The sequence below is a fragment of the Arthrobacter sp. NEB 688 genome (assembly GCF_013201035.1).
In the GTDB taxonomy this organism is placed as follows: Bacteria; Actinomycetota; Actinomycetes; order Actinomycetales; family Dermatophilaceae; genus Phycicoccus.
Genome location: NZ_CP053707.1, coordinates 2,681,150 through 2,694,660 on the forward strand (window position 1 = coordinate 2,681,150; position 13,511 = coordinate 2,694,660).

General features: G+C 75.4%; 14 protein-coding genes. 11 read left to right on the top strand and 3 right to left on the bottom strand.

The features are described from left to right. The first annotated feature begins 16 nt into the window (after positions 1 to 16). Genes pgsA through pdxS form a run of 5 tightly spaced genes read left to right on the top strand, consistent with a single transcriptional unit; the run spans position 17 to position 4,309 of the window. Complete coding sequence (gene pgsA / locus HL663_RS12565) at positions 17 to 631, top strand: phosphatidylinositol phosphate synthase (RefSeq protein WP_173028698.1); 615 nt, start codon at positions 17 to 19, stop codon at positions 629 to 631. Further along, positions 628 to 1,569: a phosphatidylinositol mannoside acyltransferase gene (locus tag HL663_RS12570; RefSeq protein WP_286175603.1), complete on the top strand. Its 942-nt coding sequence runs from the start codon at positions 628 to 630 to the stop codon at positions 1,567 to 1,569. Before pgsA ends, HL663_RS12570 begins: the two co-directional genes overlap by 4 nt. After that, positions 1,566 to 2,753 (top strand): glycosyltransferase family 4 protein, encoded by a 1,188-nt coding sequence (locus HL663_RS12575; RefSeq protein ID WP_173028699.1) that lies wholly within the window; start codon positions 1,566 to 1,568, stop codon positions 2,751 to 2,753. The genes HL663_RS12570 and HL663_RS12575 overlap by 4 nt, the downstream gene beginning before the upstream one ends. Then, on the top strand, positions 2,750 to 3,343 hold the full coding sequence (locus HL663_RS12580; RefSeq protein WP_286175605.1) for a hypothetical protein: 594 nt from the start codon (positions 2,750 to 2,752) through the stop codon (positions 3,341 to 3,343). The genes HL663_RS12575 and HL663_RS12580 overlap by 4 nt, the downstream gene beginning before the upstream one ends. Positions 3,344 to 3,397: 54 nt before the next feature. Beyond that, a complete protein-coding gene (pdxS, locus tag HL663_RS12585; protein ID WP_173028700.1) occupies positions 3,398 to 4,309 on the top strand; it encodes a pyridoxal 5'-phosphate synthase lyase subunit PdxS in 912 nt (303 codons plus the stop codon). Between the two features lie 10 nt (positions 4,310 to 4,319). Here the strand turns inward: pdxS and HL663_RS12590 are convergent, their stop codons facing one another. Both HL663_RS12590 and kynU read right to left on the bottom strand, forming a co-directional pair. After that, positions 4,320 to 6,155: a DHA2 family efflux MFS transporter permease subunit gene (locus HL663_RS12590; protein WP_173028701.1), complete on the bottom strand. Its 1,836-nt coding sequence runs from the start codon at positions 6,153 to 6,155 to the stop codon at positions 4,320 to 4,322. Positions 6,156 to 6,181: 26 nt separating this feature from the next. Further along, a complete protein-coding gene (kynU, locus tag HL663_RS12595) occupies positions 6,182 to 7,420 on the bottom strand; it encodes a kynureninase (protein WP_173028702.1) in 1,239 nt (412 codons plus the stop codon). 147 nt (positions 7,421 to 7,567) lie between these two features. Here kynU and HL663_RS12600 point away from each other — a divergent pair, with 147 nt between their 5' ends. Then, positions 7,568 to 9,139 (top strand): GGDEF domain-containing protein, encoded by a 1,572-nt coding sequence (locus tag HL663_RS12600; RefSeq protein ID WP_173028703.1) that lies wholly within the window; start codon positions 7,568 to 7,570, stop codon positions 9,137 to 9,139. Positions 9,140 to 9,154: 15 nt separating this feature from the next. On the opposite strand, the gene HL663_RS12605 is transcribed toward HL663_RS12600, so the two are convergent. Continuing rightward, entirely contained in the window at positions 9,155 to 9,670 is a 516-nt protein-coding gene (locus HL663_RS12605) for a GNAT family N-acetyltransferase (protein ID WP_286175606.1), read from the bottom strand. Between the two features lie 41 nt (positions 9,671 to 9,711). Here HL663_RS12605 and pdxT point away from each other — a divergent pair, with 41 nt between their 5' ends. The 5 genes from pdxT to ruvB all read left to right on the top strand — a co-directional run bounded on the left by pdxT (position 9,712) and on the right by ruvB (position 13,423). Then, entirely contained in the window at positions 9,712 to 10,332 is a 621-nt protein-coding gene (gene pdxT / locus HL663_RS12610; RefSeq protein ID WP_173028704.1) for a pyridoxal 5'-phosphate synthase glutaminase subunit PdxT, read from the top strand. Then, on the top strand, positions 10,329 to 11,090 hold the full coding sequence (locus HL663_RS12615) for a YebC/PmpR family DNA-binding transcriptional regulator (RefSeq protein ID WP_173028705.1): 762 nt from the start codon (positions 10,329 to 10,331) through the stop codon (positions 11,088 to 11,090). Before pdxT ends, HL663_RS12615 begins: the two co-directional genes overlap by 4 nt. 91 nt (positions 11,091 to 11,181) lie before the next feature. After that, positions 11,182 to 11,694, top strand: a complete 513-nt coding sequence (ruvC, locus tag HL663_RS12620) for a crossover junction endodeoxyribonuclease RuvC (RefSeq protein ID WP_173028706.1) — start codon at positions 11,182 to 11,184, stop codon at positions 11,692 to 11,694. Beyond that, the gene (gene ruvA, locus HL663_RS12625; protein WP_173028707.1) at positions 11,691 to 12,296 is read left to right on the top strand and encodes a Holliday junction branch migration protein RuvA; all 606 of its coding nucleotides are present in this window, start codon (positions 11,691 to 11,693) and stop codon (positions 12,294 to 12,296) included. Before ruvC ends, ruvA begins: the two co-directional genes overlap by 4 nt. Continuing rightward, complete coding sequence (gene ruvB, locus HL663_RS12630; protein ID WP_173028708.1) at positions 12,293 to 13,423, top strand: Holliday junction branch migration DNA helicase RuvB; 1,131 nt, start codon at positions 12,293 to 12,295, stop codon at positions 13,421 to 13,423. The genes ruvA and ruvB overlap by 4 nt, the downstream gene beginning before the upstream one ends. Positions 13,424 to 13,511: the final 88 nt, after the last annotated feature.

The window sequence follows — 13,511 nt, forward strand, 5'->3', positions numbered from 1 at the left end:
CTACGCTGGCGGGACCATGCTCAACCGATACGCCCGCGCCTTCTTCACGAAGCTCCTCACCCCGGTCGCCTCGCTGCTCCTGCGGCTCGGCATCAGCCCCGACGTCGTCACCGTCATCGGCACGATCGGCGTGGCGGGGGGCGCGCTCGTGTTCTACCCCCGTGGGGAGTTCTTCGTCGGCACCCTCGTCATCACGGCGTTCGTCTTCTCCGACACCGTCGACGGCATCATGGCGCGGCGCCTCGGGCGCTCCAGCAGCTGGGGCGCCTACCTCGACTCCACCCTCGACCGGGTCGGCGACGCGGCCGTCTTCGGCGGGCTCGTGCTCTGGTACGCGGGCGGCGGCGGCAACTCCTACATGGCGGCGCTCGCGCTCGCCTGCCTCATCCTCGGCAGCGTCGTCTCGTACGCCAAGGCCCGCGCCGAGGGCCTGGGGATGACCGCGAACGTCGGCATCGCCGAGCGCGCCGACCGGCTCGTCGCCGTCCTCGTGGCCACCGGCCTCACCGGGCTGTTCTCCATCCCGACCGTCTTCCTCGGCGTCGTCCTCGCCGTGCTCGCGCTCGCGAGCCTCGTGACCGTCGTCCAGCGGATCCTCGAGGTCCGCCGCCAGGCGCTGGGCGCCGCGTGAGGGGAGTGCCGGCGCGGCTCGGCGACGCGGTCGTCGTCGCCGGGCACCGGGTCGGCTGGGCCGCGGTGCGCCGGATGCCCGAGCGCGCCGCCTACCGCCTCTTCGACGCCGTCGCCGACCTCACCGTCGCCCGCGGCGGCGCCGCCCGGATGCGGGCCAACTACGCCCGGGTGCGCCCCGAGCTCGACGACGCGGCCCTGGACGCCCTCGTCCGGACGGGGATGCGCTCCTACCTGCGCTACTACTGCGAGGCCTTCCGGCTGCCCGTGCTCGGCCCGGACGAGCTCGCCGCGCGCGTGCGGCTCGAGGGCGACGCCCCCGTGCGCGAGGTCCTCGACGCCGGCGGCAGCGTCGTCTGCTTCCTCGGCCACCTCGGCAACTGGGACCTCGCCGGTGCCTGGGGCACCGTGCACCTCGGCCCGGTGACGACCGTCGCCGAGCGCCTGGAGCCCGAGGAGGTCTTCCGCGAGTTCCTCGCCTTCCGCGAGGGCCTCGGGATGACGATCCTGCCGCTGACCGGCGGCCCCGACGTCTTCCCCGCGCTGCGCGAGGCCGCCCGGCGGCCCGGGCTCATCCCGCTGCTCGCCGACCGCGACCTCACCCACCGCGGAGTCACCGTCGAGCTGTGCGGGCGCCCGGCCCGGATGGCCCCCGGCCCCGCGGCCCTCGCGCTCGCCGAGCGCCGGCCGCTGTTCCCGGTGTCCATCCGGCACGAGCGCCGCGGGCGCGGCTGGGGCATCGTCATCACCTTCCACCCGGCCGTCACGGTGCCGACGACCGGCGCGACCCGCGAGAAGGTCGTCGCGATGACGCAGCAGTGCGCCGACGCCCTCGGCGCCGCGGTGCGCGAGCACACGGGCGACTGGCACATGCTCCAGCGCGTCTTCCTCGAGGACCTCGACGAGGAGCGGCTGGCGCGGCAGGGTGTGGCCTCGTGAGGATCGGGATCGTCTGCCCCTACTCGTGGGACGTGCCGGGGGGCGTGCAGTTCCACGTCCGCGACCTCGCGGAGGTCTTCATCGCGCAGGGCCACGAGGTGTCGGTGCTCGCCCCGGCCGACGAGGACTCCGACCTGCCGCCGTACCTCACCTCCTGCGGGCGCGCCGTGCCGGTGCGTTACAACGGCTCCGTCGCCCGGCTGACCTTCGGGCCGGTCACCTCCGCCCGGGTCACCCGGTGGCTGGAGTCCGGCGGCTTCGACGTCGTGCACCTCCACGAGCCGGTCACGCCGTCGGTCTCGCTCATGGCCCTGTGGGCCGCGGAGGAGCCGGTCGTCGCCACCTTCCACACCTCGACGGTGCGCTCGCGCGCGATGCACGCCGCCAACCCGCTGCTGCGGCCCTCGCTCGAGAAGATCCGCGCCCGGATCGCCGTCTCGGAGGACGCCGCCCGCACCGTGCGCCGCCACCTCGGCGGCGACACGTACATCATCCCCAACGGCGTGCACGTCGACGCCTTCGACGTCGCCCCGCGCCGACCGGAGTGGACCGGGACGGCCGACGCGCCGACCCTCGCGTTCCTCGGCCGGGTCGACGAGCCCCGCAAGGGCCTCGAGGTCGCGCTCGCGGCCCTGCCGGCGGTCCTCGACGCCCACCCGCGGGCCCGCCTGCTCGTCGCCGGGCCGGGGGAGGCCGACGACCTGCTCAAGCGGGTCGAGCCGCGCGTCGCCGACGCCACGGTCGTCCTCGGCGCCGTCTCGGACGCCGACAAGGCGAGCCTGCTGCGCTCGGTCGACGCCTACCTGGCGCCGCACCTCGGCGGCGAGAGCTTCGGCATCGTCCTCGTCGAGGCGATGGCGGCGGGGGCCCCGGTCGTCGCCTCGGACCTCTCGGCGTTCGTCGCGGTCCTCGACGGCGGGCGCGTCGGCGTCACCTTCGAGACCGGGTCGGCCGCCGCGCTCGGCGAGGCCGTCGTCGGGCTGCTCGCCGACCCCGCGCGCCGCGAGCACCTCGGCCGCGAGGGCCGCGAGCGCGCCCGCACCTTCGACTGGTCGCGTGTCTCGGGGCAGGTGATGGCGGTCTACGAGACCGTGCTCGAGGGCGCCCACGCCGAGCTCGCCGAGCCGCAGCGCGGCCTCTGGAGCCGCTTCGTGCGCAGCGTGCCCGGGACGGGGGTCTCGTGAGCGACATCGACATCCTCCAGGTGACGACCTTCGTCGTCATCGTCCTCATCGTCGCCGCCTGGTACCTCTCCTACGCCGCGGCCCGGCTCGACCGGCTGCACGCCAAGGCGGAGGGCGCGATGTCGGCGCTCGACGCCCAGCTCGTCCGCCGCGCCGAGGCCACCCTCGAGCTCGCGAACTCCGGCGCGCTCGACCCCGCCACCGCGCTGCTGCTCGCCGACGCCGCAACCGAGTCGGTCGAGCGCACGACGGAGCACCCGCTCGCCGAGGACCTCCTCGACGGGCAGCACTTCGGCGGGCGCGAGGAGGTCGAGGGCGCGCTGAGCGAGATCCTCGCCGTCACGCTCACCGACGACGTCGTGGCCCGGTTGCGGGCCGACGGCGACGAGCTCGTCGAGGAGTCGCTCGACCGCATCGCCGCCAGCTCGCTGCGGGTCCGGATGGCCCGCCGCTTCCACAACGACGCGGTGCGCGAGGTGCGGCGCGTGCGCGGCAAGTGGGTCGTGCGCGTCTTCCGGCTGGCCGGCCACGCCACGCTGCCCGAGCGGGTCGAGTTCGACGACGACCTGCCGTCCGCGCTGGCCCGCTGACCGCTGTCGAACCGTGGTCGGGAGCACCCGCCCGAGAGTCCTAGAATCGCGCCCATGAGCGAGCAGCAGAGCGCCCCCACGACCACCGGCACCGGCACGACCCGCGTCAAGCGCGGCATGGCCGAGATGCTCAAGGGCGGCGTCATCATGGACGTCGTCACCGCCGAGCAGGCGAAGATCGCCGAGGACGCCGGCGCCGTCGCCGTCATGGCCCTCGAGCGGGTCCCCGCCGACATCCGCGCCCAGGGCGGTGTCTCGCGGATGAGCGACCCCGACATGATCGACTCGATCATCGAGGCCGTCTCCGTCCCGGTCATGGCCAAGGCGCGCATCGGCCACTTCGTCGAGGCGCAGGTCCTGCAGTCCCTCGGGGTCGACTACATCGACGAGTCCGAGGTCCTCACCCCGGCCGACTACGCCAACCACATCGACAAGTGGCAGTTCACCGTCCCCTTCGTCTGCGGCGCGACCAACCTCGGCGAGGCCCTGCGCCGCATCACCGAGGGCGCGGCGATGATCCGCTCCAAGGGCGAGGCCGGCACCGGCGACGTCTCGAACGCGACGACCCACATGCGCTCGCTGCGCAAGGAGATCAACCGCCTGCGCTCGATGGAGCCCGACGAGCTCTACGTCGCGGCCAAGGAGCTCCAGGCCCCGTACGACCTCGTCAAGGAGGTCGCCGAGACCGGCAAGCTGCCCGTCGTCCTCTTCACCGCGGGCGGCATCGCCACCCCGGCGGACGCCGCGATGATGATGCAGCTCGGCGCCGAGGGCGTCTTCGTCGGCTCCGGCATCTTCAAGTCGGGCAACCCGGCCGAGCGCGCCGAGGCCATCGTCAAGGCGACGACCTTCCACGACGACCCCGACGTCATCGCCAAGGTCTCGCGCGGCCTCGGCGAGGCGATGGTCGGCATCAACGTCGACGAGATCCCGCAGCCGCACCGGCTCGCCGAGCGCGGCTGGTGACGCGGGGCGCTCAGGGGTGGCTCGGCGCCGGTGGGGCGCCGGGCACCTCGAGCGCCACCTCGTCGACGTAGCACCAGAACCACTCCTCGCCGGGCTCGAACGAGCGCACGACCGGGTGCTCGCTCGTCCGGGCGTGCGCGGTCGCGTGCCGCCCCGGTGAGGAGTCGCAGCAGCCGACGTGGCCGCACGCCTGGCACAGCCGCAGGTGCACCCAGGTGCCACCGTCGCGCAGGCACTCCTCGCAGCCGTCGGTGCGCGGGGTCGGGGGTGTGGTGTCGGTCAGGTGGGAGCAGGGCATCGGGTCCTCCGGGCGGGTCGTGACGAGCGGGACGGGGTCGCAGTCGGGGCGGCCGGTGGCGTCGACCCGGGTGGCCGGCGGCGGGCCGACGAGTCCGGCGCAGAACCACAGGCGGCGGTCGCCGGGCGACGGCGCGGGGACGTCGTCGTCGCGGACGACGAGCGCCGCGAGCACCCCGCCCGCGGCGAGCGCGGCCGCGCTGACCCACAGGGCCACCGCGAAGCCGGCGTCGAACGCCACCGGGTCGTCGTACGCCCGGCCGGTGAGCCCCGCGACGGCGGGGACGACCGCGACCGCCAGCAGCCCGGCGGTGCGGGCGACGGCGTTGTTGACGCCGGACGCCAGGCCGGCGTGCTCGGCCGGCGCCGCCGACAGCGCCGTGGAGGTGAGCGGCGAGACCATCGCGACGAGCCCCAGGCCGAGGACGAGCACCGCCGGCAGGACGTCGAGCACGTAGGAGGCACCGGGCCCGAGGCGCAGCATGAGCAGGACCCCGGCCGCGGCGACCAGCGGGCCGGCGGCGAGCTGCCGCCGCGGACCCAGCCGGGCCGCGAGGTCGCCCGAGCGTGACGAGAGCAGGAGCATGACGCCGGTGACCGGCAGCAGGGCCGTCCCGGCCGCCACCGGCGAGAAGCCGCAGACGACCTGCAGCTGCACGACGAGCAGCAGGAACACCGCCCCGAGCCCCGCGTAGACGAGGAAGGTCACGAGGTTGACGGCCCGGAACTGCGGCCGCGCGAAGGCGTCGAGGGGGAGCATCGGGGCGCGGACCCGCCGCTCGACGAGGACGAACGCGGTGGCGGCGAGGACCCCGACGACGGCGGCCGCGAGCACGGCCGGCGTCGCCCCGGACTCCCCGGCCGCGATGAGGGCCCACGTGAGGGCGGCGAGGGCGAGGGCGCCGAGGGCCGCGCCCGCGACGTCGACCGGCCCGTCGGCGTCCGGGTCCCGGCTCTCGGGCACGTGCCGCAGCGCGAGGACGACGACGACCGCGGCGAGCGGCACGTTGACGAGGAAGACCCACCGCCAGGACAGCGACTGGACGAGCCACCCGCCGAGGAAGGGCCCGACCGCGGTGGCGACGCCGCCCAGGCCCGACCACGCGCCGATGGCTCGCCCGCGGTCCTGCGCGGCGATGCTCGCCTGGATCATCGCGAGGCTGCCCGGCGTGAGCAGGGCCGCCCCGACCCCCTGGAGGGCGCGCGCCGCGACGAGGAGGGTGGCGTCCGGTGCGGCGCCGCAGAGCAGCGAGGCGAGCGCGAACCACACGACGCCGACGACGAACACCCGGCGCCGCCCGAACCGGTCGCCGAGGACGCCGCCGAGGAGGATGAAGGCCGCGAGGGTCAGGGCGTAGGCCGAGACCACCCACTGGAGCGTCGCGAACCCGGCGTCGAGCGAGGCCCCGACGGCGGGCAGGGCGACGTTGACGACCGTCGCGTCGATGCCCGCGAGGGCCGAGCCGAGGATGGACGCCGCGAGCAGCCGGCGCCCGCCGGGGGAGGCCAGCGGGAGGCCCCGGTCGACGGTCGCGGACGTGGCGCTCACCGGGCCATCGAACCAGCCGGCGGGGCTCAGGTCACCTGCGCGCGCTCGGCGAACTCGGGACGCTCGTGCTCCGCGCCGTCGAGGACCGCCCGCAGCTCCTGCGCCGCGCGCAGGACGTCGGCGTGGGTCAGGTACATCGGCGCGAAGCCGAGCCGGACGATGTCGGCCTCGCGGAAGTCGCCGACGACGCCGCGCGCGATGAGCGCCTGCACGACGCCGTACGCGCCGGGGTGGCGGACGCTGACCTGCGACCCGCGGCGGGCGCCCTCGCGGGGCGTCGCGACCTCGAGCCCGGGCAGCAGCTCGTCGAGGCACTCGAGGAAGAACCCGGTGAGCGAGAGCGAGCGGTCACGCAGGTCGGCGAGCGCGACGCCCTCGTGCACGCCGAGCGCGGCCTCGAGCGCGAGCATCGACAGCAGCGGCGGGGTGCCGACCCGTCCGCGGGCGATGCCGGGCGCCGGCGAGAAGTCCGGGGCCATCGCGAAGGGGGTGGCGTGCCCGTTCCAGCCCGACAGCGGCTGGTCGAAGGCGTCCTGGTGGCGGTGGGCCACGTAGAGGAAGGCCGGTGCGCCGGGGCCGCCGTTGAGGTACTTGTAGCCGCAGCCGACGGCGAGGTCGACCTCGTGCGCGTCGAGGTCGACGGGCAGGACGCCGGCCGAGTGGCACAGGTCCCAGCAGACGAGCGCACCGACCGCGTGGGCGGCCCGGGTGATCTCCGGCAGGTCCCAGAGCTCGCCGGTGCGGTAGTCGACCGAGCTGTACGAGGCGAGGGCGAGGTCGTCGCCGAGCTCGGCGATGCGGGCGGGGGCGTCGGCGGGGGAGACGTGCTCGACGACGAGGCCGGTGTCGCGGGCGGCCGCGGCGGTGACGTAGAGGTCGGTGGGGAACGACGCGGGGTCGATGAGCACGACCCGGCGGCCGGGGCGCATCCGGGCGGCGGCGACGACGACCTTGAAGAGGTTGACCGTCGTCGAGTCCGTGCACACGACCTGGCCGGGAGCGGCGCCGACGAGCGCGCCGACGCGGTCGCCCACCCGGGTCGGGGCGCCCCACCAGTCGGCCTCGTTCCAGCTGGCGATGAGCCGCTCGCCCCACTGGCGGTGCACGGCGTCGGCGACCGCCTCGGCGACCCCGACCGGCAGCGCGCCGAGCGAGTTCCCGTCGAGGTAGACGACGCCGTCCGGCAGCACGAAGCGCGAACGCAGGTCGGTGCGGGCGTGGTCGGAGTCGAGGGCCTCGGCCCGGGCGGTCAGCGCTGACGACATGGGTCCGACGCTAGCCTGCCGGCGTCGTTGCACCGAGGAGGCCGTCGGGCAAGCACCTCCGGCGGGTCATGGACGTTCGGACAGACCTCGGGGTCATCTGGCGGACTTCGCTGCGGCACAGGTGTGTCACACCGCACACTCGACCCCATGGGGGGAGCCACCACCGACCAGACGCAGGAGTGCCCGCACGCGCGCACGTCCGAGCACCAGGCCCTGCTCGAACAGGCCCGGGAGCTCATCCTCACGGCGCAGACGCCGGACGCGCTCGACGCCGGGCAGCTCGACGCCCTCGAGGCCCAGGCGACCGAGCAGGGGTGGGTCGACGTCCTCATGGTCGCCGAGTACGTGCGCCTCCTGGCCGCCGACGGCGCGGCCGAGCGCCGTCACCACCTCGTGATGCTCCGGGAGCGCGCCCGGGCCCAGGGAGACATCGTCTGGGAGGCGCTGGCCCTGGCGCAGGGCGCCACCGCCGAGATGTGGGACGACCGCCCCCGCCTGGACGCCGACCGCGACCTCACCCGGGCCACCGTCCTCCTGCGCGGCGCCCCCCGCGCCCACGAGATGCTCGCGTCGGCCCACGTCGAGTGCGCCACGGGCTACCTCGACCGCGACATGTGGGACCTCGCGCTCGAGCACACCTCGTCGGCGGCCGACCAGCTGAAGAACGACGAGCAGGACGCCTGGCGGATGGCGACGGCGATGTACAACCGGGCCGAGATCCAGCTCCGGCGCCTCTGCGTCACCCGGCAGACCGGGCCCGGCGAGGACCTCCACGAGCTCGGCATCCTCGCCCGGGGCGCGGTCCAGCGGGTCCCGCTCGAGCTGCTGCCCGAGAGCTGGCGCGTGGACCTGCACATCTTCGAGAACCTCATCGACGCGATCGCCCCGCCGGCCTCGGGCACGCCCCGGCCGCCCGCGGACGGCGACGAGGCCGAGTTCGCCACCTATCTCGGCCTGGCGCGCTCCTTCACCGAGCCCGACCCGCGCCGGGCCCGCGAGCACCTCGCGGCCGCCATCGAGGCGTGGGACCGGGTCCGGATGCCCGAGCTCTACCTCCTGGCCCTGACCCGCGACGCCGAGCTCGAGGCCGAGGAGCTCGGCCACGAGACGGCCGGGCTGCGGGTCGCGCGCGAGCTGGCCCAGCGTCGGCAGGAGGCGCGCATCGCCGCCGTCGAGGCCATCGGCTCGCTCATCCAGAACGAGTACCTGGCGTCGGAACACGCCCGGCTGCGCGTCGCGGCCGAGGTCGACGCGCTGACCGGCGTCGCCAACCGGCGCGGGCTCGAGGCGCACGTCGACGCACTGCACGACGGACAGGGCCCCGCGCGGGAGGAGGTCACCCTCGTCCTCGTCGACGTCGACCACTTCAAGGGCGTCAACGACACCCACGGCCACGAGGTCGGCGACGAGGTGCTCGTGCGCGTCGCGGCGGCGCTGCGGACGGTCGTCCGCGGCACCGACCTCGTCGTGCGCTGGGGCGGCGACGAGTTCCTTCTCCTGCTCGACACCGACCGGGTCGACACCGCCCGCCAGCGGTGCCTGGAGCTCGTCGAGCTCGTGCGCCGCGACCACTGGGACGACCTCGCCCCCGACCTGCGGGTCACGGTGAGCGTCGGCCTCGCGGTCGGCAAGGTCGCCGACCTCGACGGCCTGCGGCAGATGGCCGACCAGGCGCTGTACCGGGCCAAGGAGCGCGGCCGCGACGGCGTCGCGACCTGAGCCGGGCGGCGCCGGTCAGGCGTCGAGCGTCATGAGCAGCACCGGCGCACGGTCGGCCGGCAGCCAGTGCGGCCGTGCCTCGCCGACGACCCGCCAGCCGCGCCGCCGGTAGAGGTCGGCGGCGACCGAGTGCTCCTGGACGACGTCGAGCACCGGCACCCGGCCGAGGCTGCGCACGTGCTCCACCGCCGTCCCGAGCAGGCGCGAGCCGAGCCCCAGCCCCCGGCGCGCGGGGTCGACGAAGAGGGTCGACACGGTGCCGAGGTCCGTGGCGGGCAGCCCGGTCGCGTCGACGAACGCCTCGGTCTCCCAGCCCTCGCCCGGCTCGAGCACGGCGACGTGACCGGCGACCGCGCCCGCTTCGATGACCACCCACGCCCCGAGCTCGCCCGGCCGCACGACGAACTCCTCCACGGGGAAGGGCAGCGGCCAGCGCACGGGGTAGCGCGAGGCGGGCTGCTGGGCCGCGAGGACCTCGACGAGCGCGGGGACGTCGGCGGGCCGACGGGGACGCACGGTGGGCTCGGGCACCGGTGCAGCCTAGGTCGCGGCGGGCCGTAGAGTCGGTCGGCGTGACCACCACCCCCACCGTCGGCGTGCTCGCCGTGCAGGGCGACGTGCGCGAGCACCTCGTCGCGCTCGAGCGCGGCGGCGCCCACGCCGTCACGGTGCGCCGCCCCACCGAGGTCGAGGCCGTCGACGGGCTCGTCCTGCCGGGCGGGGAGTCGACGACGATCGACAAGCTCGTCCGGGCCTTCGACCTCCAGGCGCCGCTGCGCGCCCGCATCGCCGACGGCCTGCCCGTCTACGGCTCCTGCGCGGGGATGATCCTCCTCGCCGACCGCCTCGCGGACGGCGCCGACGGGCAGCAGACCCTCGGCGGGATGGACATCCTCGTGCGCCGCAACGCCTTCGGCCGGCAGGTCGACTCCTTCGAGGAGGACCTGCACATCCGCGAGCTCGGCGGCCAGCCGGTGCGCGCGGTGTTCATCCGGGCGCCGTGGGTCGAGGAGGCGGGGGAGGCCGTCGAGGTCCTCGCGCGGGTCGAGCAGGGTCCGGCCGCGGGTAGGATCGTCGCCGCGCGGCAGGGGAACCTGCTGGTCACGTCCTTCCACCCGGAGGTGACCGGTGACCACCGGGTCCACCGCCTCTTCGTCGACATCGTGCAGCAGAGCCAGAGGGAGCGTTCATGAGCGGCCACTCCAAGTGGGCGACCACCAAGCACAAGAAGGCGGCGATCGACGCCAAGCGCGGCAAGCTCTTCGCCAAGCTCATCAAGAACATCGAGGTCGCGGCCCGCACGGGCGGCGGTGACCCGACGGGCAACCCGACGCTCTACGACGCGATCCAGAAGGCCAAGAAGTCGTCGGTCCCCAACAACAACATCGACAACGCGGTCAAGCGCGGGTCCGGTGCGACGGCGGGCGGCGCCGACTGGCAGACCATCACCTACGAGGGCTACGCCCCCGGCGGGGTGGCGCTGCTCATCGAGTGCCTCACCGACAACCGCAACCGCGCCGCGGCCGAGGTCCGGACCGCCCTGACCCGCAACGGCGGCCAGCTCGCCGACCCGGGCTCGGTGGCCTACGTCTTCCACCGCAAGGGCGTCGTCATCGTCCCCAAGAGCGACGACAAGGGCGAGGACGAGATCCTCGAGGTCGTCCTGGAGGCGGGCGCCGAGGAGGTCAACGACAACGGCGACTCGTGGGAGGTCGTCTCCGAGGCGACCGACGTCGTCGCGGTCCGCACGGCCCTCCAGGACGCCGGCATCGACTACGACTCGGCCGAGGCCTCCTGGGTCCCCAACCTCCAGGTGCCGCTCGACGCCGACGGCGCGAAGAAGATGATCCGCGTCATCGAGGCCCTCGAGGACTCCGACGACGTCCAGGACGTCTTCGCCAACGGCGACATCCCGGACTCCGTCCTCGCCGAGCTCGACGCCGAGGACTGAGCGGCGCCGCGTGTCGGTGCCGGGGGAGCACCCGGCGGGGCCGTAGCGTGGGCGTCGAACACCTGTTCCATCGCTCGGTGAAGGAGCCCGCGTGCGCGTCCTCGGTGTCGACCCCGGTCTCACCCGCTGCGGCCTTGGGGTCGTCGACGGTCGGCTCGGGCGTGCCCGGATGGTCGCCGTCGGCGTCGTGCGCACCCCGAGCGACGGCGACCCGGGGGAGCGCCTGGTCTACCTCGAGCGCGAGATGGAGGGCTGGCTCGACCGCTACCGCCCCGACGTCGTCGCCGTCGAGCGGGTCTTCGCCGACTCCAACATCACCAACGTCATGAGCACCGCGCACGCCACGGCGGTCGCGCTGCTCGCCGCCACCAAGCGTGAGGTGCCCGTCGTCTTCCACACCCCGACCGAGGTCAAGGCCGCCGTCACCGGCTCCGGGCGCGCGGACAAGGCGCAGGTGACCGCGATGGTCACCCGCATCCTCGGCCTCGCGACGCCGCCGAGGCCCGCCGACGCCGCCGACGCCCTCGCCCTGGCCATCTGCCACACCTGGCGGGGCGCGCAGTCCGCGCGCCTGGACGCCCTCGCGAAGGCGGCCCGCGGATGATCGCCTCGCTGCGCGGGGCCGTCACGCACGTCGGCCTCGACCACGTCGTCCTCGAGGTCGGCGGGGTCGGGATGCTCGTGCACGCCACCCCGGCGACCGCCGCCGCCTGCCATCGCGGGCAGGAGGCCTCGCTCGCGACGACCCTCGTCGTGCGCGAGGACTCCCTCACCCTCTACGGCTTCGGCAGCCCCGCCGAGCGCGACATGTTCGAGACCGTCCAGACGGTCTCGGGCGTCGGGCCGCGCCTGGCCCTCGCGATGCTCTCGGTCATGGGCCCGGACCAGCTCGCGACGGCGTTGTCCTCCGGCGACGCCAAGGCCCTGACGGCCATCCCCGGCATCGGCGCCAAGTCCGCCCAGCGGCTCGTCCTCGAGCTGCGCGACAAGGTCGGCGCCGTGCGCACCGGCGCCGGCCCCGGTGCCCCCGCGCCGGTCGTCCCGGGCGAGGAGCCGTGGCGCGGCCAGGTGGCCGAGGCCCTCGTCGGGCTCGGCTGGTCGGCGAAGCAGGCCGGTGACGCCGTCGAGCGGGTCGCCGGCACCGCCCCGGCCGACGCCGACATCGCCGCGCTGCTGCGCCTGGCCCTGCGCGAGCTGCGGCCGTGAGCGCGGCCCGCGGCTGGGGGAGCGAGGTCCACGAGGCCGACGACCGCGAGGACGACGGCTCCTTCGACGCCACCGCCCGCGTCGTCGACGCCGGGGGCAGCGACGACGAGCGGGTCGTCGAGGCCGCCCTGCGCCCGCGCCGCCTCGCCGAGTTCCCCGGCCAGCCGCGGGTGCGCGACCAGCTCGGGCTCGTGCTCGAGGCCGCCCGCCGCCGCGGCAGCCCGCCCGACCACGTCCTGCTCTCGGGCCCGCCCGGCCTGGGCAAGACGACGCTGGCGATGATCGTCGCCGCCGAGCTCGAGCGCCCGATCCGGGTCACGAGCGGCCCGGCCATCCAGCACGCCGGCGACCTCGCCGCGGTCCTCTCCAGCCTCGACGAGGGCGAGGTCCTCTTCCTCGACGAGATCCACCGGATGAGCCGCTCCGCCGAGGAGATGCTCTACCTCGCGATGGAGGACTTCCGGGTCGACGTCATCGTCGGCAAGGGCCCGGGCGCGACGGCCATCCCGCTCGAGCTGCCGCCGTTCACCGTCGTCGGCGCGACGACCCGGGCCGGGCTGCTCCCGGCGCCGCTGCGCGACCGCTTCGGCTTCACCGGCCACCTCGACTACTACGACGTCGCCGACCTCGTGACGATCCTGCGCCGCTCGGCCGGCCTGCTCGGGGTCGAGGCCGACGCCGAGGGCATCACCGAGGTCGCCGGCCGCTCCCGCGGCACGCCCCGCATCGCCAACCGGCTGCTGCGCCGGGTGCGCGACTGGGCCCAGGTCCACGGCGACGGGCACGTCGACCACGCCGCCGCCCGGGCCGCCCTCGCGCTGTTCGACGTCGACGACGCCGGGCTGGACCGCCTCGACCGCGCCGTCCTCGAGGCGCTGTGCCGCCGCTTCGCCGGCGGGCCGGTCGGCCTCTCGACCCTCGCCGTCGCCGTGGGGGAGGAGTCCGACACCGTCGAGACCGTCGCCGAGCCCTACCTCGTGCGGGAGGGCTTCATCTCCCGCACCCCCCGCGGCCGGGCCGCGACCGCCCGGGCCTGGAGCCACCTCGGGCTGCGTCCCCCCGCCGGTGCGCCGCAGCAGGGCGCGCTGCCGCTGCTCGACGACGGCCCCGGACGGCTGGGCGGCTGACCCCGCTCCCGGGCGCCCCCCGGGGCACGCGCGGGCGTGTCGGATCGTTGGTGGGGCGTCCGCGTCTCGCCTACAGTGAGTCCTCGGC